At 47.8% G+C, this 588-nt stretch carries 2 tRNA genes and 1 rRNA gene; all 3 read left to right on the top strand.

Annotation, left to right across the window (positions count from 1 at the left end):
- A 16S ribosomal RNA gene (locus AC1TPC_RS26890) occupies positions 1-102 on the top strand; the annotation flags it as partial.
- Positions 103-220: 118 nt separating this feature from the next.
- Positions 221-297, top strand: a tRNA-Ile gene (locus AC1TPC_RS26885).
- 36 nt (positions 298-333) lie between these two features.
- A tRNA-Ala gene (locus AC1TPC_RS26880) sits at positions 334-409 on the top strand.
- Positions 410-588: the final 179 nt, after the last annotated feature.

Here is a 588-nt window from a genome sequence, read left to right as displayed (position 1 = left end):
GGTAACCCGCAAGGGAGCTAGCCGTCGAAGGTGGGGTAGATGATTGGGGTGAAGTCGTAACAAGGTAGCCGTATCGGAAGGTGCGGCTGGATCACCTCCTTTCTAAGGAAATACCCGAACCCGATGAGGTTCGGATAAACGTGGCAGTTTATCGCTTTACTCGTTGTCAGTTTTGAAAGATTAATCATCTTTCAACAGGAAGTCCAAAGGGAATACCTATGGGCCTTTAGCTCAGCTGGTTAGAGCGCACCCCTGATAAGGGTGAGGTCGGTGGTTCGAGTCCACTAAGGCCCACCATTATCGACTCTGAGAAGTCGGTACCCATATAACTTTGGGGCCATAGCTCAGCTGGGAGAGCGCCTGCCTTGCAAGCAGGAGGTCAGCGGTTCGATCCCGCTTGGCTCCACCAACAACTTTCATTTGTTGCGTCTTTGCTGAAGAATTACTCTGAAGCAAATTCACCGCAAAACACTTGCACCTTGAAAACTGGATAACGAAAGAAAAGAATTGCTGAAACATCCTTTAAGCTGTTTTTATTGTTAGCGAAAGGTGTTCGAGATTGTTCCGACTTCTTTTCGTTTTGTTTCA

The sequence above is a fragment of the Paenibacillus sp. Y280 genome (assembly GCF_056786335.1).
The sequence above is the reverse complement of the archived record's forward strand: the minus strand, read 5'-3'. Positions and strand labels throughout refer to the sequence as shown.